This window comes from Bosea sp. BIWAKO-01 (assembly GCF_001748145.1).
Taxonomy (GTDB): Bacteria; Pseudomonadota; Alphaproteobacteria; order Rhizobiales; family Beijerinckiaceae; genus Allobosea.
This window is the reverse complement of record NZ_BCQA01000001.1, coordinates 2,008,653-2,027,492: the sequence shown is the minus strand read 5'-3', so window position 1 is coordinate 2,027,492 and position 18,840 is coordinate 2,008,653. Positions and strand designations below refer to the sequence as shown.

At 65.0% G+C, this 18,840-nt stretch carries 20 protein-coding genes and 1 pseudogene; 10 read left to right on the top strand and 11 right to left on the bottom strand.

What is annotated here, in order from left to right; genetic code table 11:
* Nucleotides 1-248: 248 nt before the first annotated feature.
* The 3 genes from BIWAKO_RS09275 to BIWAKO_RS34180 are packed head-to-tail and all read left to right on the top strand — an operon-like array spanning nucleotide 249 to nucleotide 2,838.
* On the top strand, nucleotides 249-1,682 hold the full coding sequence (locus BIWAKO_RS09275; RefSeq protein ID WP_069878461.1) for a cytochrome ubiquinol oxidase subunit I: 1,434 nt from the start codon (nucleotides 249-251) through the stop codon (nucleotides 1,680-1,682).
* 5 nt (nucleotides 1,683-1,687) lie between these two features.
* Nucleotides 1,688-2,695, top strand: a complete 1,008-nt coding sequence (gene cydB, locus BIWAKO_RS09270) for a cytochrome d ubiquinol oxidase subunit II (protein WP_069878460.1) — start codon at nucleotides 1,688-1,690, stop codon at nucleotides 2,693-2,695.
* On the top strand, nucleotides 2,695-2,838 hold the full coding sequence (locus BIWAKO_RS34180; protein ID WP_074471525.1) for a DUF2474 domain-containing protein: 144 nt from the start codon (nucleotides 2,695-2,697) through the stop codon (nucleotides 2,836-2,838). The genes cydB and BIWAKO_RS34180 overlap by 1 nt, the downstream gene beginning before the upstream one ends.
* Nucleotides 2,839-2,871: 33 nt before the next feature.
* Here BIWAKO_RS34180 and BIWAKO_RS09265 read toward each other — a convergent pair whose 3' ends face one another.
* The 3 genes from BIWAKO_RS09265 to BIWAKO_RS09255 are packed head-to-tail and all read right to left on the bottom strand — an operon-like array spanning nucleotide 2,872 to nucleotide 6,062.
* Nucleotides 2,872-3,879, bottom strand: coding sequence for an Hsp33 family molecular chaperone (locus tag BIWAKO_RS09265; protein ID WP_069878459.1), 1,008 nt, complete (start codon nucleotides 3,877-3,879; stop codon nucleotides 2,872-2,874).
* Nucleotides 3,879-4,796, bottom strand: a complete 918-nt coding sequence (gene argF / locus BIWAKO_RS09260) for an ornithine carbamoyltransferase (RefSeq protein WP_069882307.1) — start codon at nucleotides 4,794-4,796, stop codon at nucleotides 3,879-3,881. The genes BIWAKO_RS09265 and argF overlap by 1 nt, the downstream gene beginning before the upstream one ends.
* Nucleotides 4,797-4,841: 45 nt before the next feature.
* Nucleotides 4,842-6,062 carry an aspartate aminotransferase family protein gene (locus BIWAKO_RS09255; RefSeq protein WP_069878458.1) on the bottom strand — a complete coding sequence of 407 codons (1,221 nt, stop codon included), beginning with the start codon at nucleotides 6,060-6,062 and terminating at the stop codon, nucleotides 4,842-4,844.
* Nucleotides 6,063-6,597: 535 nt separating this feature from the next.
* Here BIWAKO_RS09255 and BIWAKO_RS09250 point away from each other — a divergent pair.
* Nucleotides 6,598-7,134: a GcrA family cell cycle regulator gene (locus BIWAKO_RS09250; RefSeq protein ID WP_069878457.1), complete on the top strand. Its 537-nt coding sequence runs from the start codon at nucleotides 6,598-6,600 to the stop codon at nucleotides 7,132-7,134.
* Between the two features lie 100 nt (nucleotides 7,135-7,234).
* Here BIWAKO_RS09250 and BIWAKO_RS09245 read toward each other — a convergent pair whose 3' ends face one another.
* From BIWAKO_RS09245 to BIWAKO_RS35905, 4 genes are all read right to left on the bottom strand, one after another.
* Nucleotides 7,235-8,275: an amino acid ABC transporter permease gene (locus BIWAKO_RS09245; protein WP_069878456.1), complete on the bottom strand. Its 1,041-nt coding sequence runs from the start codon at nucleotides 8,273-8,275 to the stop codon at nucleotides 7,235-7,237.
* Entirely contained in the window at nucleotides 8,272-9,435 is a 1,164-nt protein-coding gene (locus tag BIWAKO_RS09240; protein ID WP_069878455.1) for an amino acid ABC transporter permease, read from the bottom strand. Before BIWAKO_RS09240 ends, BIWAKO_RS09245 begins: the two co-directional genes overlap by 4 nt.
* A 185-nt stretch (nucleotides 9,436-9,620) precedes the next feature.
* Nucleotides 9,621-10,661 (bottom strand): amino acid ABC transporter substrate-binding protein, encoded by a 1,041-nt coding sequence (locus BIWAKO_RS09235; RefSeq protein ID WP_244523392.1) that lies wholly within the window; start codon nucleotides 10,659-10,661, stop codon nucleotides 9,621-9,623.
* Nucleotides 10,662-10,796: 135 nt separating this feature from the next.
* Nucleotides 10,797-11,018, bottom strand: coding sequence for a hypothetical protein (locus tag BIWAKO_RS35905; protein ID WP_244523391.1), 222 nt, complete (start codon nucleotides 11,016-11,018; stop codon nucleotides 10,797-10,799).
* Between BIWAKO_RS35905 and BIWAKO_RS36610 the strand changes: the two are divergent.
* Nucleotides 10,921-11,321: pseudogene (locus BIWAKO_RS36610) on the top strand (ABC transporter ATP-binding protein); the annotation flags it as partial. The gene BIWAKO_RS35905 and the pseudogene BIWAKO_RS36610 overlap by 98 nt on opposite strands.
* A 42-nt stretch (nucleotides 11,322-11,363) precedes the next feature.
* Here the strand turns inward: BIWAKO_RS36610 and BIWAKO_RS09225 are convergent.
* Complete coding sequence (locus BIWAKO_RS09225; RefSeq protein ID WP_069878453.1) at nucleotides 11,364-12,407, bottom strand: GMP reductase; 1,044 nt, start codon at nucleotides 12,405-12,407, stop codon at nucleotides 11,364-11,366.
* Nucleotides 12,408-12,586: 179 nt separating this feature from the next.
* On the opposite strand from BIWAKO_RS09225, the gene BIWAKO_RS09220 reads away from it, so the two are divergent.
* From BIWAKO_RS09220 to BIWAKO_RS09210, 3 genes are read left to right on the top strand one after another with little or no spacing between them, the layout of a single operon-like run.
* Nucleotides 12,587-12,940: an ArsR/SmtB family transcription factor gene (locus tag BIWAKO_RS09220; RefSeq protein ID WP_069878452.1), complete on the top strand. Its 354-nt coding sequence runs from the start codon at nucleotides 12,587-12,589 to the stop codon at nucleotides 12,938-12,940.
* Entirely contained in the window at nucleotides 12,937-13,410 is a 474-nt protein-coding gene (locus BIWAKO_RS09215; protein ID WP_069878451.1) for an SRPBCC family protein, read from the top strand. The genes BIWAKO_RS09220 and BIWAKO_RS09215 overlap by 4 nt, the downstream gene beginning before the upstream one ends.
* Before the next feature lie 20 nt (nucleotides 13,411-13,430).
* A complete protein-coding gene (locus BIWAKO_RS09210) occupies nucleotides 13,431-14,081 on the top strand; it encodes a glutathione S-transferase family protein (protein ID WP_069878450.1) in 651 nt (216 codons plus the stop codon).
* Nucleotides 14,082-14,145: 64 nt separating this feature from the next.
* Here the strand turns inward: BIWAKO_RS09210 and BIWAKO_RS09205 are convergent, their stop codons facing one another.
* On the bottom strand, nucleotides 14,146-14,679 hold the full coding sequence (locus BIWAKO_RS09205) for a winged helix-turn-helix transcriptional regulator (protein WP_069878449.1): 534 nt from the start codon (nucleotides 14,677-14,679) through the stop codon (nucleotides 14,146-14,148).
* Between the two features lie 108 nt (nucleotides 14,680-14,787).
* Here BIWAKO_RS09205 and BIWAKO_RS09200 point away from each other — a divergent pair, with 108 nt between their 5' ends.
* A complete protein-coding gene (locus tag BIWAKO_RS09200; RefSeq protein ID WP_069878448.1) occupies nucleotides 14,788-15,261 on the top strand; it encodes an SRPBCC family protein in 474 nt (157 codons plus the stop codon).
* A 65-nt stretch (nucleotides 15,262-15,326) separates the two neighbouring features.
* Here BIWAKO_RS09200 and BIWAKO_RS09195 read toward each other — a convergent pair whose 3' ends face one another.
* Complete coding sequence (locus BIWAKO_RS09195) at nucleotides 15,327-16,262, bottom strand: acetamidase/formamidase family protein (RefSeq protein WP_069878447.1); 936 nt, start codon at nucleotides 16,260-16,262, stop codon at nucleotides 15,327-15,329.
* Between the two features lie 27 nt (nucleotides 16,263-16,289).
* Nucleotides 16,290-17,384: a DMT family transporter gene (locus BIWAKO_RS09190; protein ID WP_069878446.1), complete on the bottom strand. Its 1,095-nt coding sequence runs from the start codon at nucleotides 17,382-17,384 to the stop codon at nucleotides 16,290-16,292.
* 268 nt (nucleotides 17,385-17,652) lie between these two features.
* Between BIWAKO_RS09190 and BIWAKO_RS09185 the strand changes: the two genes are divergently transcribed.
* Nucleotides 17,653-18,771, top strand: a complete 1,119-nt coding sequence (locus BIWAKO_RS09185) for an AbrB family transcriptional regulator (RefSeq protein WP_084651232.1) — start codon at nucleotides 17,653-17,655, stop codon at nucleotides 18,769-18,771.
* Nucleotides 18,772-18,840: the final 69 nt, after the last annotated feature.

Below are 18,840 nucleotides of genomic sequence, written 5' to 3'. Positions count from 1 at the left end.
GCATAACGCCGTACACGTCGCAGCGCGGGTGCCCGTGCAGGGATCCCTGCGCTGTCTTGCCTCGCTTGCGCGCGGCACGCTTCACTGGAAAATGCATACGCTTAGTAATAATGTATGCAGACATTGATTGGATATGGCGGCAATGATCCATTGCGCGCCGAACTCTGGTGAAGCGATGGAAAACGCGTCAAACTCGGCGCTCGCCTGCGGGAAACCTGCCTCGGCAGCGGCATGGGTGAGGAGCTGAGATGTTCGGTCTGACCGCACTCGAGCTGGCCCGCATCCAGTTCGGCTTCACCATCTCGTTCCACATCGTCTTCCCGGCGATCACGATCGGGCTCGCGAGCTATCTCGCGGTGCTGGAAGGCCTGTGGCTATGGAAGCGCGACACCGTCTATCGCGATCTCTACCATTTCTGGTCGACGATCTTTGCCGTGAACTTTGCCATGGGCGTCGTCTCCGGGCTGGTCATGGCCTACCAGTTCGGCACGAACTGGAGCTATTTCTCCTCCTTTGCCGGCAGCGTGACCGGGCCGCTCCTCACCTATGAGGTGCTGACCGCGTTCTTCCTCGAGGCCGGCTTCCTCGGCGTCATGCTGTTCGGATGGAACAAGGTCGGACCGGGCCTGCACTTCTTCGCGACGATCATGGTCGCGCTGGGCACGCTCGTCTCGGCGACCTGGATCCTTGCCTCCAACAGCTGGATGCAGACGCCGCAGGGATTCGAGATCATAGATGGCCGGGTCATACCGGTCGACTGGCTGAAGGTCATCTTCAACCCGTCCTTCCCCTATCGTCTCGTGCACATGACCATCGCCGCCTTTCTCGCGACGGCTCTGTTCGTCGCCGCCTCCGGCGCCTGGCATCTGCTGCGCGGCCGCGACACGCCGGCGATCAGGACGATGCTGTCGATGGCGATGTGGATGCTGCTGGTCGTCGCGCCGCTGCAGGTTGCCGTCGGTGACGCGCATGGTCTGAATACGCTCAAGTATCAGCCGGCCAAGATTGCCGCGGTCGAGGGACACTGGGAGAACAAGCCCGGTGAGGGGGTGCCGCTGGTTCTGTTCGGCTGGCCCGACATGGCGGCGGAGACGACACGCTACAAGATCGAGATCCCCCGCCTGGGTAGCCTGATCCTGACCCATGACTGGAATGGACAGATTCAGGGCCTGAAGGAGTTCGCCCCCGAGGACCGGCCCAACTCGACCATCGTGTTCTGGAGCTTCCGGATCATGGTCGGCCTCGGCTTCCTGATGCTGGCGCTCGGCTTCTGGGGCCTGTGGCTGCGCTGGCGCGGAGGATTGTTCGAATCCAAGCTGTTCCTGCGTTTTGCCCTGCTGATGGGGCCGTCGGGGCTGGTCGCCATCCTCGCCGGCTGGTTCACGACGGAGATCGGTCGTCAGCCCTGGATCGTCTATGGCGTGATGCGAACGAAGGACGCGGTCTCCAACCACTCGGCGCTGGCGCTGTCGGCGACGCTGATCGTCTTCATCGTCATGTACATCGCCGTCTTCGGAACAGGTGTCAGCTACATGCTGAAGCTGGTGGGACATGGTCCGGAGAGCCACGGTCCTGAGCCGGAAGCCCATGGCGAAGAACTCTTGAATCAACGCCCGGCCCGGCCGCTCTCGGCGGCGCCGGATCACCTCGATGCCCCCAGCGGCGCCGGCAAGGGAGCGTGAGCGAAATGGGCATCGATCTTCCGATCATCTGGGCGCTGATCATCGGCTTCGGCCTGATGATGTATGTGATCATGGACGGTTTCGACCTCGGCATCGGGATCCTGTTCCCCTTCGTGAAGGGGAGGGAGGATCGCGACACGATGGTCAACACGGTGGCGCCGGTCTGGGACGGAAATGAAACCTGGCTGGTGCTGGGCGGCGCAGCGCTGATGGCCGCCTTCCCGCTCGCCTATGCCGTGATCCTCAGTGCGCTCTATCTCCCGCTCGTCCTGATGCTGGCGGGGCTGATCTGGCGCGGCGTCGCCTTCGAGTTCCGCTTCAAGGCCGATGAGGCGCACAAGCCGTTCTGGGACAAGGCCTTTGCCTGGGGGTCCTACGTCGCCACCTATTTCCAGGGCGTGTCGCTCGGCGCCTTCATCAACGGTTTTGTAGTCCGCGACGGCGCCTTTGCCGGCGGCGCGCTCGACTGGCTGACACCGTTCAGCCTGTTCACCGGCCTGGGTCTCCTTGTCGCCTACGCGCTGCTGGGCAGCACCTGGCTGATCATGAAGACGGACGAACAGCTGCAGCAGCGCATGATCGCGCTCGCTCGCCCGATCGTCATCGCCCTGCTCGTCGCCATCGTGCTTGTCAGCCTGTGGACGCCATGGCTGCATCAGCGCGTGGCGGAGCGCTGGTTCACGCTGCCGAACCTGTTCTTCTTCGCGCCCGTCCCGATCCTGGTCTTCGCCACGGCCGCCCTGATCCTGTCGGTGCTGAAGCGGTCGCCGCATGCAGCCCCGTTCCTGCTGTCGCTGGTGCTGCTCTTCCTCGGCTATAGCGGCCTTGCGATCAGCCTCTGGCCCAACATCATCCCGCCCGACATCTCGATCCGCGCGGCAGCGGCTCCGCCGCAGAGCCTGGGCTTCACGCTGGTCGGGGCGCTCTTCATCATCCCGATCATCCTCGCCTATACCGCGTGGTCCTATTACGTGTTTCGCGGCAAGGTCAGGGCGGGGGAGGGCTATCACTGATGGCGCCGGTCACTTCCCCTCGCAAGCCCTGGCTCAACCGCTTCGGCTGGCTCGTCCTGATCTGGGGCGCAAGCGTCCTCACGCTCGGCATCGTTGCCCTCGGCTTCCGTCTTCTGATGAAAGCCGCCGGGCTGTCGCTCTGAGAGAGCCGCGGAGGCGCGAGAGCCTCCGCGCCGTCAGGGTGAGGTGTTCAGCCCCGCCTCGACCTCGGTCGGGTCGAAATCATAGCGCCGCGAGCAGAATTCGCAGGTGACGGCGAGCGTGCCGTCATCGGCGACCATGGCCCGGCGGTCCTCGGCGGAAAAACCGCGCAGCATGCCGAGCACGCGCTCACGTGAGCAGCGGCAGGACTCATGAACGATCACCGGCTCGAAGACGCGCGCGCCACGCTCGTGGAACAGGCGATAGAGCAGCCGCTCGCTTTCCAGCATCGGGTCGAGCAGTTCGTGGTCCTCGACCGTCTCGACCAGCGAGCGGGCCTCGGCCCAGGCATCGTCGGCGATCCCGTCGGGGTGCTCGCTGGCCAGGATCTCGTGCCCCTGCGGAGCATCACCCGGATGGATGTCGGCCGCGCGCAGCCGGTCGGGAGAGGTCGGCATGAACTGCACGATCAGCCCGCCGGCTCGCCATTGCCGCCCCGCGCCCGTGACGACGCTGCCGACGCCGAGCCGCACCCGGCTTGGAATCTGTTCGGACTGCTTGAAATACTGGTGCGCGGCGTCCTCAAGGCTCTGATGCTCGAGCGTGACCACGCCCTGATAGCGCGTCGATTGCGAACCCTGATCGACCGTCAGGCCGAGATGGCCCTTGCCGAGCAGTTCGCCGGTGCTCAACGTGCCCTCAGCCACCGCCTGCTGCAGCCGCGCCTCATCGTAATGTGCGACGGCGCGGTAATTGTCGGGCGCGTTGAAATCGACCACCAGCATGGAGATCGGCCCATCGCTCTTGGTCTGGAGCTGGAAACGGCCTTCGAACTTCAGTGCGGTGCCGAGCAGAACGGTGAGCGCGGCCGCTTCGCCGAGGACGCGGGAGACCGGCTCCGGATAGTTGTGACGTTCGAGGACCGTGTCGATCGAGGCGCCGAGCCGCACGACCCGGCCGCGAATGTCGAGGTCCGGGACCGTGAACGGCACGACCCGATCGTCGAGTGCGGCCGTCTCCGAGGGGGTGTCAGCGACGGCCATCAGGCTGCGACGCCGCCAAAGCACCAGGCCAGGATGCCCTTCTGCGCATGCAGCCGGTTCTCGGCCTCGTCGAAGACGGCCGATTGCGGGCCGTCCATGACCGCATCGGTGACTTCCTCGCCGCGGCTCGCCGGCAGGCAGTGCATGAAGATCGCATCCTTTTCGGCGCGGCCGAGCAGGCGCTCGTCGACCTGATAGGGGCGCAGCAGGTTGTGGCGCGTGCCTTCCTCGTCGCCCATCGAGACCCAGCAATCGGTGATGACGCAATCAGCGCCCTCGACCGCGGCTTCGGGCCGGCTGGTCAGCCGGATCTTGGCGCCCTGCTTGCGAGCCCAGTCGATCAGTGCCGGCGGCGGAGCAAGCTCTTCGGGCGTCGCGATCGCGAGCTCGAAATCGAGCCGTCCGGCCGCATGCACCCAGGAGGTCAGGACATTGTTCGTGTCGCCGGTCCAGGCGATGCGCTTGCCGGCGATCGGCCCCCTGCGCTCCTCGAAGGTCATGACATCGGCCATGACCTGACAGGGATGCTGGCGCTTGGTCAGCCCGTTGATGACCGGCACGGTGGCATATTTCGCCATCTCGACCACGGAATCATGGTCGAGCATGCGGATCATGATGGCGTCGACATAGCGCGACAGCACACGGGCGGTATCGGCAATGGTCTCGCGCTCACCGAGCTCGATCTCCTGCCCTGTCACCATCATCGGCGAGCCGCCAAGCTCACGGATCCCGACATCGAAGGAGACGCGGGTTCGCAAGGAAGGCTGTTCGAAGATCATGGCGATGACCTTGCCTTCGAGCAGGCGGTCGGAGGCTGCCGCGGGCGTGCGACGGCGGGCCTTCATCTCCTCGCCTGCGCGCAGGATGGCGCGGAGCTGGTCGCTGGAGAAATCGGAGAGATCGAGGAAATGGCGCATCGTCGGCGCTTCCTTCAAAAAAACGTGCCGTGGGCGGAGGGTTCGTTATTCGGCCGCCGGTCGCGTCAGGGTGGCCTCGACCGCCTGCGCAGCCCTTTCGAGCCGCACGATCGCCTCGGCGGCGTCTGCTTCGGTGATGATCAGCGGCGGAAGCAGGCGCACGACATTGTCGCCGGCCGCGACGACCAGGAGCCCGGCCGCACGTGCCTCGACCACGAAGTCGGTGTTCGGCGTGTTGAGCTTCAGGCCGATCATCAGCCCCTCGCCGCGGATCTCCGCGATCACGTCGGGATGGTGATCCCTGAGCTGGGCCAGCGACTGCCGCAGACGCAGGCTCATCTGCTGCACATGATCGAGGAAGCCCGGCGCCAGCACGACATCCAGCACCGCATTGCCGACCGCCATGGCGAGCGGGTTGCCGCCGAACGTCGTGCCATGCGTGCCGAGCGTCATGCCCGAGGCTGCGTCCTCGGTGGCGAGGCAGGCGCCCATCGGGAAGCCGCCGCCAATGCCCTTGGCGATCGCCATGATGTCGGGCGCGATGCCCGAGAGCTCATAGGAGAAGAACTTGCCGGTGCGCCCGACACCGGTCTGGATCTCGTCGAAGATCAGCATCAGGCCATGCGTGTCGCAAAGCTCGCGGATCAGCTTGAGGAAGCGTACCGGCACCGAGCGCAGGCCGCCTTCGCCCTGGATCGGTTCGATCATCAGCGCAGCCGTCTCGGGCCCGATCGCGGCCTTCAGCGCGGCCTCGTCGTCGAAGGGCACCTGGTCGAAGCCGTCGACCTTCGGGCCGAAACCGTCGATGTATTTCTGCTGGCCGCCAGCGGCGATGGTCGCAAGCGTACGACCGTGGAAGGCGCCTTCGAAGGTAATGATGCGATAGCGCTCGGGATGACCCTTCGCTGCATGGTGCTTGCGCGCCATCTTGATGGCGCACTCATTGGCCTCGGCGCCGGAATTGGTGAAGAACACCCGTTCCGCGAAGGTCGCCTCGCAGAGCCGCCGGGCCAGACGCTCGCCTTCCGGCATGCTGTAGAGGTTTGAGGTGTGCCAGATACGCGAGGCCTGCTCGGTCAGCGCCTGGACCAGATGCGGATGCGCATGGCCGAGCGCATTGACGGCGATGCCGGCTCCGAAATCGAGATAGCGCTGGCCATCCGACGCGACCACCCAGGCGCCCTCGCCGCGCTCGAGCGCGATCGGCGCGCGGGCATAGGTCGGCAGCAGCACGGACTGGGAAGGGTTAACGGGGGCAGGGGTCATGACAGGCGATCCTCGCGGAAGGGCGAATGAGAACGGGTGGGCGCTGGATGGAAGAACGGCGTCGCGGGGCAAAATTTGGCAGCCCTCTGCGACCCGCCGGCGACATTATCGTCGCAGCCAGTTCCCGACGTCTCGTCGCGCCGTCATCCGCATCGCCAAGAAGACCTTGATCCGTCAAAACATAAGCGCCGCCCGTGGAAGGGGCGGCTGGGTAGCCGCGACTATGCAAAACCGGTTACCCGCTGTCAATTCCGCGCCGTAACGTCAGATCTTCCGCAGCCGGGGGCTTGACCCGCGATCCGCGAATGGCTGGGGAAAAACCAATTTCCGATTCGGGGACTCTTGTGGCCGAGTCCCGGCATCTTGTATGGTCCGTTTTGTCAGATACGACATCTCGTGCGGCGTCTCCTGTACCGTCAATTCCGGGTGTAACGGCCTCCGTCTAGCAACGGGAGCTGCCGGTTTCGGATTCCGCCCATGATCGGCCCATAGGCCGGTTCCGTGAAGGAGCTGGCCGGATGAGACAGGTGAAGCCATGAACGACGTCGGAGCATGGACGGACGAACGCGTCGAGCTTCTCAAGAAGCTCTGGAGCGACGGACTGAGCGCCAGCCAGATCGCCGGCGAGCTCGGCAACGTCACGCGTAACGCCGTGATCGGCAAGGTGCATCGGCTTGGTCTTTCCGGCCGCGCCAAGAGCCCGGCCGCGTCGTCGACGCCGCGCCCCCGGAAGGCGCCGACCCGCGCGCCGAGCCATCCTGTCGGCGGCAATGCCGGCATGACCCGTGGCGCCAATGCGCTCGCGCCGCAATATGAGCCGGAGGCCGAGGTCGAGGTCGAGCAGGCGCCGGCTTTGCCTGAGGACGTCGTGGTGCCGTTCTCCGATCGGGTCACGATCATGGACCTGCGCGAATATATGTGCCGCTGGCCGATGGGCGACCCGACCACGGCGGAATTCCGCTTCTGCGGCGGCCGCTCGCAGACCGGCATGCCCTATTGCAGCTACCACGCTCGGATTGCCTATCAGCCCGCGGCCGATCGCCGTCGCGACCGCAAGATCGTGCGCGCCTGAGCCAGGTCTGTTTCGATCGATAGAGAAAAGCCGGCCCGCAAGGCCGGCTTTTTCATGAGGCCCGTCGGAACCGGGCGGGGCGTTCTGGTCCGCTGGCCACCTAACCCAGTTTGCGTCGCTCGAGGCGCTTGCTCCAGCGTGAGAGCGCGTAGCAGATCAGCCAATAGATCGCCCCGGCGAAGGCATAGGCCTCCATGTTCATCCCGACCCAGTTGGGGTCGGCAAGCGACGCCTGCGCGATGCCGAGCAGGTCGAGGATCGAGACGACGAGCACGAGCGTCGTGTTCTTGATCAGCGCGATGAATTCATTGGTCATCGCCGGCAGCGAAATCCGCAAGGCCTGCGGCAGGACGATCAGCCCGGTCGCCTTCCAATAGGTCAGTCCCAGCGCCGTCGCAGCCTCGCGCTGGCCGGAGGGAAGCGCCTGCAATCCGCCGCGGACGGCTTCGGCCATATAGGCGGCGATGACGAGGCCAAGCCCGATCACGGCGCGTGCCAGGCGGTCGATGCCCGTGCCGCTCGGCAGGATCAGCGGCAGCAGCAGCGAGGCGAGGAAGATCACAGCGATGATCGGCACGCCGCGCCAGAACTCGATGAACAGCACGCTGATCAGCCGCACCACCTTGAGCTGCGACTGGCGTCCCAGCGCCAGCAGGATGCCGAGCGGGATCGCGATCAGGCTGGAATAGACCGAGATGAAGAGCGTCAGCATCAGCCCGCCCCACTCGCGCGTCTCGACCGGGCGCAGGCCGAACCCGCCGGCCAGCAGCCAGACGCCGAGCGGCGGCAGGATGACCAGCGCCAGGATCGCGAGCCGGATCCGCATGGATTTCGGCGAGAGATAGAGGCCAAGTCCAGACAGTGCGAAGATCGCCCCGGCGAGATCTGCCCGCCAACGTTCGTCGACCGGATAGAGCCCGTACATGAACTGGCCGAAGCGGGCCCGGATGAAGACCCAGCAGGCACCGCTGCCGGTGCAGTCATTGCGGGTGGTGCCGGACCAGGTTGCGTCGATCAGCGCCCAGCGGATCAGCGGGACCGCGACCCAGGCGATGCCGAGTGCGAGGATGACGGTAAGGGCGGCGGTCGCCGGCGTGCCGAACAGCCTCTGGCGCCAGAGCGGTAAGGTTGCTGCGCTCATCGTGTCACCAGCGCGATCCTGGCATTGTACCAGTTCATGAAGGCCGAGACGGCAAGCCCGATCACCAGATAGACCGCAAGCGTCATGGCGATGATCTCGATCGCCTGCCCGGTATTGTTCAGAGCCGAGCCCATGAACAGGCTCACGATGTCGGGATACGCAATGGCGGCACCGAAGGACGAGTTCTTCAGGACGTTGAGATATTGGTTGGTCATCGGCGGCACGATCACACGCAGCGCCTGCGGGATGACGACGAGCCGCAGGATTTGCCGGGGACGCAGGCCGAGCGCGGCAGATGCCTCGCTCTGGCCATGCGGCACGGCCTGGATGCCGCCGCGCACGATCTCGGCGATGAAGCCGGCCGTGTAGGTCACGAGCGCCGCCAGCAGCGCGACGAATTCGGGGATCACGACGAAGCCGCCGCGGTAATTGAAGCCGCGCAGCACCGGCACGTCCCAGCTTACGGAGAGCCCGGCCCAGGCGAAGGCCAGCGCGGGCACGATCAGGACGAACAGGATGCCGAGCATGAGGACGGGCGCGTCACGGCCGGTCTCCTCCTTCCGCCGACGTGCCCAGCGCATCACCAGCCACTGCACCAGCCAGGACAGGAGCATGATCGCCAAGGCCCAGCGGAAATTCGCCGGCGAGTCGGGCAGCGGAATGGTCAGGCCGCGATTATTGAGGAAGGCGACGCCGAACAGGCTCAATGAGGCGCGTGGCGCCGGCAGGGCCGCGATCACGCCAAAGTACCAGAACAGGACGAAGAACAGCAGCGGGATATTGCGGACGAACTCGATATAGGCGCCGGCGATCGTCGAGAGCAGCCAGTGCGAAGACAGCCGTGCGATGCCGATGACGAAGCCGAGCAGGGTGGCAAGGGCGATCGCGATCACCGTGACCAGCATCGTGTTGGCGATGCCGACCCAGAACAGCGCGAGGATGTTGTCCTGCTGGGTGTAGCCGGTCAGGACGAAGGGAACTTCGATCCCCGATGTGCGCCAGAGAAAGTCGAAGCCCGACGCGATGCCGGCCTTGACCATGTTCTCCGAGGCGTTGCGCACGAACCAGACGGTCGCGCCGACGAGACCAAGCACGAGCGCGACCTGATAGAACAGGTCGCGCACCCGCTTGTCGTTGATGAAGGACAGAACGCTGGCCACGGTGCCGCCTCTTAGACGAGTGGCGAAGGAGATGCGCCATTCCCAGCGGAGCGAGATGCAGGCCCGGAAACCATCGAAAAGCGTTGCGCCCTGCGATGGTGTCCCGAGCTGCCGGCCTTGCCGCCTACCTGGAATGACGCCCGGTTTCTAGAAGCACCGTCAGGCGCCCGATACCGGGGCGCCTCTCACTGGAAGGGCGGCGTGAACAGCAAGCCACCCTTGGTCCAGAGCTGGTTCTGGCCACGCTCGAGCTTCAGTGGCGAGCCCATGCCGACCGAACGCTCATAGCTCTCGCCATAATTGCCGACCTGCTTGATGGCCTTGTACATCCAGTCGTCCGGCAGGCCCATCATCGCGCCGAAACCGCCTTCGACGCCGAGCAGGCGGCGGACTTCCGAGTTCTTGGAATTGGCCTTAATCTCATCGACATTGGCCGAGGTGACGCCGAGCATCTCGGCGGCGATGGTGCCATTCAATACCCAGCGCACGATCAGCTGCCAGCGCTCGTCGCCATAGCGCGTCACCGGCCCCTGGGGATCGTTCGAGATCGGCTGGGTCAGGATGACGTGATCGCCCGGGACCTTGAGCTTGGCGCGCTGACCTGCGAGCGCGCCGACGCCGGCGGTATAGGCGTCGCAGCGGCCGGCATCATAAGCGGCGATGGCGTCGTCGTTCTTCTGGAAATTGGTGATCGTGACCTTGAGGTTGCGCTCGCGGAACCAATCGGCGGCGTTCTTCTCCTCGGTCGAGCCGGCGGCGACGCAGACCGAGGCGCCGTCGAGATCGGCCGCCGTCTTGGCATTGGTCGACTTGCGGACGATGAAGGTCTGGCCTTCGTAGAAATTGATGCCCTGGAAGTTCAGGCCCAAGGTCGCGTTGCGCGAGAAGGTGATGGTCGAGTTGCGCGAGAGCAGGTCGACCTGGCCCGATTGCAGGATCGGCCAGCGCTGCTGAACCGAGGTCGGCGTGAACTTCACCTTGGTGGCATCGCCCAGCACGGCTGCCGCCAGCGCCTTGCAGTAATCGACATCGAGCCCGGTCCACTCGCCCTTGTCATTGGCGAAGGAGAAGCCTGGCAGGCCAAGATGCACGCCGCATTCGAGATGCCCGCGGGCCTTTATGGCATCCAGGGTCGGGCTTGGCGCCAGCTGTTGCGCATTGGCGGCGGTGGCCGCGGCTGCAAGGGCGGCTGCGGCCCCCAGAAACATCATCTTCGTCATCGTCATTCCCCCGAAGCCTGGGCGGCTCTCTGCATGGTGGCATGACTATGCAACAGCTGAGCCGCGAAGGGGAGTGGGGGGATTTCGAATCCCGGATGCGATGTCGAGCGGAAGACAGCTGGCGGCGCCGTCATCGGTGCATCACTGCGCGGTCATGACCGCCTGCACGAATCCGTCCTCGACATAGGTGACGTTGCCGTCCGGCAGTCCGAGGATGCGGTCGATGGCGATGCCCTGGAAGCGCAGTTGCTGCGACCTACTCGTCCGCGACGCCGCAGGGCTCGGCGAACGGGAGAGGGTGCGGATCAGACTGGAGACACGCGGCTTCGTCTTCCAGTGCCATTTCCTGCTGCCGGAATTCACCGTGCGCGAGACCGTCGAGATCCTGAGCCGGCGCATCTCTACAAGCGGCCAGAGCTGCCCTCCGGCGGGCAGCGCCAGCGTGTCGCCGTGGCGCGAGCGCTAGCCAACGATCCGACGTTCGTCCTTGCCGGCGGGCCGACGGGCAGCCTCGACAGCAAGAACCCGGAACAGGTCTTCGTGATTCCGGGCGCGCTGGTGCGTGAGCGCGGCAAGACCGTGATTGCCGTCACTCACTGTCTGGAGATGGCTGCCTTGACCAGTTGTCGCATCCATCTCGTCGACGGCCGGGTGACCGAGGACGAAACCCTGCAGGGGGAGGCTGAGCAGCCGCCCCGCGCGAGCGCCTCAGGTGCCGAACACCGTGTTCAGCTGGCTGCCGACCATGATGAAGGTGGTGCGCTTGGGCATCTCCTTCAGCCGCACGGCACCGATATAGGTCATCGCCGAGCGCACGCCGCCCATCAGCTCCTGCATCGTACCCTCGACCGGGCCGCGATAGGGCACTTCGACGGTCTTGCCCTCGGAGGCGCGGTATTTCGCGACGCCCCCGGAATAGCGCTTCATCGCCGTGTCCGAGGACATGCCGTAGAAGGTCATCGCGACCGGGACCTTCTTGCCGTCGCGCTCCTCGTAGCGGATCTTGCCCTCGCATTCGTCATGGCCGGCGAGCATGCCGCCCAGCATGACGAAGTCGGCGCCGCCACCATAAGCCTTGGCCAGATCGCCGGGCACAGTGCAGCCGCCATCCCCGCAGACCAGGCCCTTCAGGCCATGCGCCGCGTCGGAACATTCGATGATGGCGGAGAGCTGCGGATAGCCGACGCCGGTCATCTTGCGGGTGGTGCAGACCGAGCCGGGGCCGATGCCGACCTTGACGATGTCGGCGCCTGCAAGAAGCAGCGCTTCCGTCATGTCGCCGGTCACGACATTGCCGGCCATGATCGCCGCATGCGGGAAGGCTTCGCGGGTCGCCTTCACGGTGTCGACGAATTTCTCGGTGTAACCATTGGCGACATCGAGGCAGATCTTGCTGATCGGCGCCTTGGAATGGACGTGCTTCAGCTTCTCGTGATCGGTCTCGGTGGTGCCGAGCGAGTAGAAGGCATTGGCCGATTCCTTCTCCTTGAAGAAGGCGATCAGATCGTCGGCATCGTAATGCTTGTGCAGGGCCACCATCGCGCCGTGCTTCAGCAATGCGCGCGCCATGCCCATGGTGCCGACCACATCCATGTTGGCGGCGATCAGCGGAAAGCCGGTCCAGTCCTTGCCGGTATGGGCGAAGCGGAAGGTGCGGTTGACGTCGACATGGGCGCGGCTGCCCAGCGTCGACCGCTTGGGCCGGATCAGCACGTCCCGGAAGTCGAGCTTGGGATCGTTCTCGATGCGCATGATGGAAGCCTCGGCTGCTTTGGCGCGGAATTCGGGCGCACGCGCTGAGGAGGCGTGCCGGGACTCATAGCCGGTTCGGGGCCCCTGAGGCAAATGGCGTGCGCAGTCGGTCGTCGCAACACTTTAGCAGTTGCTAAAATAATTCTGGACGGCTTCGCGGCCTCACGATACTTAAGCGTATGCTTCACCAACCGGCGCAACTCGACTTGATGTTCCAGGCCCTGGCGGATCCGACCCGCCGGCTGATGGTGGAGCGCCTGTGCGATGGCCCGGCCTCGGTGAGCGAGCTTGCCGCGCCGCTGGCGATGACATTGTCGGCGGTGGTGCAGCATCTCGCGGTGCTCGAGGAAAGCGGCCTCGTCCGCTCGCAGAAGCAGGGCCGGGTGCGGACCTGCCATGTCGAGACGCAGGCCCTGCGCGCCGCCGAGCGCTGGATCAACGAGCGCCGGATGCTGTGGGAGCGGCGCTTCGATCGCCTGGGCGCCTATCTCGCAGAGAACCCGGAAGAACCGGACGAAGGAAGCCCGAGATGACGGAACATAGTGTCACGCATGCCACCTTCACCATCGAGCGCGTCTATGACGCCTCTGCGGTCCGTGTCTTCGCGGCCTGGGCCGATCCGGCGATCAAGCGGCGCTGGTTCGCCTGCCACGACGACTGGGAGGCCGGCGAACACCGGTTCGACTTCTCGGTTGGTGGCCGGGAACATCTGACGACACGGGAGTCCGACGGCGTCGACCATGTCTACGATGCGGTCTACCAGGACATCCTGCCCGGCAGCCGCATCGTCTACGCCTATGCGATGCGCCTGGCCGAGCGGCGCATTTCGGTGTCGCTGGCAACCGTCCTATTCAGGTCGGAAGGCGCGCGAACACGGCTCGTCTTCACCGAGCAGGCTGCATTCCTTGACGGTTACGACCGTCCGGAGGAACGGGAACACGGCACCCGCATCGGCCTCGACAATCTCGCCCGCGAATTGCAGCGCCAGTCTGCTGCTGCCTGACCTCACACGGAGGCTCGACCATGTCCCTGACGCTGCATTTCCATCCGCTGTCCTCCTTCTGCCAGAAGGTGGTGGTCGCGCTCTATGAGAACGGTACGCCCTTCACGCCAAAGCTGGTCGACCTCGGCGATCCCGAACAGCGCATGGCGCTGCTGAAGCTCTGGCCGATGGGCCGATTCCCGGTGCTGCAGGATGACGCGCGGGGCCGCATCGTGCCTGAGTCCAGCATCATCATCGACTATCTCGACCAGACCTATCCCGGCGCGCACCGGCTGATCCCCGACGACCTCGGTCTCGCGCTCGAAACCCGGCTGCAGGACCGCTTCTTCGACATTTATCTCAATGAGACCATGCAGAAGATCGTCGGTGATCGCATAAGGCCGGCCGGTGGCAAGGATCCGACCGGCGTCGAACAGGCAAGGAAACGGCTCCAGACGGCCTATGATGTGCTGGAGCACACGCTGGCGGGACGGCGCTGGGCCGCGGGGGATGTCTTCACGATGGCCGACTGCGCTGCCGCGCCGGCGCTCTATTATTCCGAGCTCGTGCTGCCGTTCCGCGACACGCATAAGGCCGTCGCCGCCTATTTCGACCGGCTGCTGGAGCGCCCGTCCTATAAGCGTGTGCTGCAAGAGGCGGCGCCCTACCTGCATATGTTCCCACGCGGCTAGTGACCCTCGTGATCATCCCCTGCATCATGACTGCACACGGTACCGCTCGGGATGAAACGTGCTTTCAGCCTGCGTCGGCGAGCGCCTCTGCTGCCTTGCGCGCGACCACGGCGTCATAGGCCGCCCGCAGGCGCGTGCCGACGCTCAGCCAGCCGGGATTTGCGCGTCGCGGATTGGGCTGGCCGAGATGGTTTTCGCGCAGCTCGTCCATGAACTCTTCCCACATGGCGGGCCCGCCCTCGGCCAGCAGTTCGGCCCGGATCGAGAGTTCTTCGCTGACCGGCAGGAATTTCAGCCCCCAGCACGACATTTGGGCCAGAGCCGGCAGGAGCCCGATGCCCTTCTCGGTCAGGCTGTAGGTCACCTTCTGCTTGTGGCTCGGGTCGTCGCTTCTGGTGATGATGCCCTGGTCGAGCAGGGTTTTCAGCCGGTCGGCCAGGATGTTCGACGAGATGCCCTCCTTGGAGTGCAGCAGCAATTCCCGGAAATGCCGGCGGTTGCCGAACATCATGTCGCGAATGATGAGCAGGCTCCATTTGTCGCCGACCACCTCGAGCGTGAGGTTGATCGGACAGCCCGAGCGAGGATCGTCGGTCATACGCAGTCTCCCGAAAACCGGCCTTCAATTACCGCTTGCATTATGAGATCAGTTTTCCTAGCTTGCAACCGGTTGCATTTGGCAACTGGTTTTGATTTGGAGGCGACTATGTCTGACCGCACCGTCACGCACGCGAGCTTCGTCATTGAACGCGATTATGCCGCTCCCCCCTCCCGGGTCTTCGCAGCCTTTGCCGACCCGGCACAGAAGCGCCGCTGGTTTGCCGAGGGCGAAGGCTGGAGCATCGAGCGCTTCGATGTCGATTTCCGGATCGGTGGTTCCGAGCACAGCAGCTTCCGCTATCAGGGCGGGCCGCCAATCAGCAACGACACGACCTATCAGAACATCGTGCCCGATCGCCGTATCGTCTCCGCCTACACCATGACGATCGCGGGCGAGCCGATTTCCGCGTCGCTGGCGACGGTCGAGCTCATTCCGGTCGGATCGGGCACCCGCCTCGTCTATACCGAGCAGGCCGCTTTCCTCGATGGCAAGGATGAGGTGTCAACGCGCGAGGCCGGCTCCCGCGAGTTGCTTGAGAGTTTGGCTCAGGAGCTCGAGCGTACCGCGGTGGCGGGCTGATCCTGGTGCCGGGTTGAAAGCCTGGAGAGGAGGCGCAACTCCTCCTCCCAGTGCTTCGGCCGGGCTCAGGCCACCAGGCTCTTCGCCAGCATGCAGTGCACGCCCTTGGATCCGTTGACGGTCTGGGTCACGCGCAGGTCGGCAGCAACGCTGCACAGCATGTAAGCCTCCTCTCGCGTCAGTTTGGTGCGTTCGCAGATCAGGCCGATCATCTCGCGCAGCGCCTTCTGTGCGCAGATGTCGAGATCCGGGTCGATGCCCATGGTGATGTGATGCGTCGGCGTCTCCGCGCGCGGCGTGGTGAAGCTCAGGTCTTCGCGCAGGATGAACTCGAAGGTGCCTTCCAGGGCGGTCTCGATAGCGGTGACGCAAACCTCGCCGTCGCCCTGGGCGCCATGGCCGTCGCCGCAGGAGAACAGCCCACCTTCGACGAAGACGGGCAGATAGAGCGTCGACCCCGGACCCAGTTCCTTGTTGTCGAGATTGCCGCCGAAGGCGCGCGGCACCAGCGAGGTCTGCCTGCCCCAATGCGCCGGCGGAGCCACGCCCATGACGCCGAAGAACGGTGCGAGCGGCAATTCCATGCCCCAGGGCAGATGCGCAAGATTCCTTTCGGGATCGAGCCCGATATGGACGAGCTTATACGTGTCGAACTCTTCCGGTAGGGTGCCGGCGAGAGGCCTGATGAACGTGTAGCCCCAATCGGTTCGGAGTTTGACCTCGCGGATGCGCACTTCGAGGACATGGCCGGGCCTTGCTCCTCTCACCGCGACCGGACCGGTGAGGATGTGGCCGGGCATCGGGCGCTCGACCTTGGCGTGAATCTCGTGAGTTTCGGGCAGAACATGGAAACCCGATTTCGGCTGCTCCCCCGTGCCGCCGTTGATCGTGCGGATGGTGACGTTGTCGCCGCTCGCGATTGTCAGAACCGGCGGCAAGGCAGCATCGAAGAAACCCCAGTGGCAGGTCTTCGGTCCGGCATCGAGCTGGTGATGGGTCACGAGGGCATCCTGTAGCGGGCGCGAAGATCAGGCGGGAGGGGCAAGCGGCCGGGCGTTCTTGCGCATCGTGTAGAGCGTTGCCCCGATCACGAAAGTCGCGCCGATCCAGGTGGTGAGCGCCGGAATCTCGGAGAAGAAGACGAAGCCGGTGAAGCTCGCCAGCAGCAGGCGCGTGAAATCCAGCGGAGCGAGCGCGGCTGCCTCCCCGACCTGATAGGCGCGCGTGATCAGCCATTGGCCCGCCGTTCCGAACAGGCTGAGCAGGATCAGCGAGAGCCATTGCTCGGCGGTCGGCTGGACCCAGAAGATCCAGGTCGGCACGGCGAGCACGATGATCAGCACGATGCCCTGGTAGATCAGGATCGTGTCGGTCCGCTCCGTTGCCGCCAGCTTGCGCACGCTGATGGTGATGCCCGCCCCGAGAAAGGCGCCGGCGACGGACATCAGCGCGTAGATATTCAGCCCCTGCGCCGATGGATTGAGCATGATGATGACGCCGATGAAGCCGATGATGGTCGCGACCCATCGGCGGGCATCGACCTTCTCCTTCAGCAGCAGGACGGCGGCGATGGTGACGAACAGAACCTGGCTGAATCCGATCGCGGTCGCCTGGGCCAGCGGAATGTAGATGATGGCGCTGAAGCCGCAGAGCATCGAGGCGAGCGTGATCAACCCGCGAAAGACCTGCAGTCCCAGACGCGAGGTCCGCATCATGGCTGGCAACTGGTTGGCCGCGAAGGCGATGATGATGACGCTCATGATCACCTGTCGGATCAGCAGCGTCTGGACCAGCGGAATGGCTGAGCCGATATGTTTGATCAGCCCGACCATCACCGCATAGACCAGCAGCGACGACAGCATGTAGACCGAACCGCGCAGGTTTGGTGTCGAGCCGCGCCACCAATGTGTCAGCCGATGCCGGCGGCCGGCGAGCCAGCCGGAAGGGCCGGGTCCGATCACGCCGGGAATGGCGGCCAGCACGATCGGCGGAGCCTCATTGCGTCTTGATTCTGGAGGTTCGGAATCCTCCGGCGATGCGTGCCGTAACGGCGTCGACAGCTCGCCGACACCGTCGTCAGAACCCGAGCCGCGCCGCTGCTCGGAAAGCCGGTCTTCGCTCATCGCCCGAACCATTGGCCGAGCGCGATCGCGCGCCCGGCTCGTCACATCGCAAATGCCCTGAAACCATTGATGATCTTCGGCCCCCTGACCAGATGGTCAGGGGGCATGGCGGGGTTGTGATGGAAGGCGGTCGTCATGCGCCGACCCGTTCGGACCGCGGAGCCGACATTCCACCGGCGTACTGTATACGCCGGCCGAAGCGGTGTAGGAGCCGTGCCACCATCGACGCGTTTCCGGCCGTCGCCGGGTTGAAGGGCACGACAGACGTATGCGGGAACTGCTGTCCGATTTCGTGAGCGGCCTGCGTTCGCTCTCTCCCCGGCGCTTCCCCTATCGCCGTTTTGGCCTCGCCCTTGCGCTCGGCGGCTTCGGCGGCTGGCTCTTCGTGCAGGCGAAGTTGCCACTGCCCTGGATGCTGGGTTCCATGGTGTTCTGCACGGTCGCCGCGCTGCTCAAGGCGCCGGTCTCCGCGCCCGGCGTCATTCGCCCTCCGATGAGCGCTGTGATTGGCGTGATGCTCGGCGCGGGCTTTCGCCCCGATCTCGTGGCGCAATTGCCGAACTGGCTGCCGACGCTGATCGGCCTCGTTTTCTTCATGACCGCCTGCGGCCTGTGCTGCGTCACCTATTTCCGCCGCGTCGCCGGCTTCGACCGGGTGACCGCCTTTTTCGCCGGCATGCCGGGTGGATTGATGGAGATGGTTCTCCTCGGTGAGGAGAAGGGCGGCGATGCCCGGATCATCGCGCTGATCCATTCGGCGCGCGTTCTGCTCGTGGTGATGACCCTGCCGTTCATCGTTCAGTCGATCGAGGGTGTCTCGCTGTCGGCGACGCGCAATGCCGGCCCCTCGCTGGCGCAGACACCGCTTTTCGCCGAGCTCTGGCTCATAGGCTGTGGCGTCTTCGGGGTCATTCTCGGACATCTGCTGCGGCTGCCGGCCAAGCACCTGCTCGGCCCGATGGTGGTCAGTGCGCTGGTCCATTTCCTCGGCTGGAGCGATTCCGCCCCGCCCTTCCAGGTCGTCAACGCAGCCCAGCTCGTGCTCGGCGTCACGGTCGGCTGCCGCTTTGTCGGCACCTCGCCGAGCGTCATCCTGCGTGTCCTGCTGCTCTCGGTCGGTTCGACGGCGGTGCTGCTCGCCCTGACGATCGCCTTCGCCTGGGGCGTCTCGAAGGTCTCGATCTACGGTCATGTGCCGCTGATCCTGGCCTATTCGCCGGGGGGGCTTGCCGAGATGAGCCTGATTGCGTTGGCGCTCCACACCGAGGTCGCCTTCGTCGCAGCCCATCACATCATTCGCGTCTTCCTGGTCATGGTCGGTGCCGGGCCGGTCTTCGGCCTGATCCTCGGCGACAAGCGCAAGACCGAGACCGCGCCGGCGGAGTAACGCCTGAGGCATCGGCCCGAAAGGTGGATTGCGGATCTTGGGCCAGCCGATGCAAACACAGAAGCTCAA